1 protein-coding gene is annotated in these 303 nt (G+C 47.9%); it reads right to left on the bottom strand.

Annotation, left to right across the window (positions count from 1 at the left end):
• On the bottom strand, window positions 1–303 hold a 303-nt coding region (locus tag ADK28_RS30075), incomplete at both ends, for a BREX system ATP-binding domain-containing protein (RefSeq protein ID WP_193392132.1).

Genomic DNA, 303 nt, shown 5'->3' with positions numbered 1-303 from the left:
CGCCCACCATATCTGACAGTGCAGCCAGGCGTTTATGAATAACTGATGAAACCTCCGAGCCGTCCGTGTCAGCTTCCTTTCTTGCCTCCGTAACGAACCTTTCAACAACGCTAAGTAACGCATTACCATCCGGCTTGTTTCTGGTGGACATGTTTTTCATAAGCTCTGAGTAGAGATTACGAGCCTGACCTCCCGATGAGTGAATACGTCTGTCAGGAGAAAGGTCAGCACTGACTGACACCAGCTTCTTTTCTAGAGCAATAGAGCGCACAACACTCAGAAAGAAAGTTTTACCTGAACCGT

Origin of the sequence: Serratia sp. 506_PEND (assembly GCF_001076875.1) — a bacterium.
Classification (GTDB): domain Bacteria; phylum Pseudomonadota; class Gammaproteobacteria; order Enterobacterales; family Enterobacteriaceae; genus Serratia; species Serratia marcescens.
This window is presented reverse-complemented; position numbering and strand designations above follow the sequence as displayed.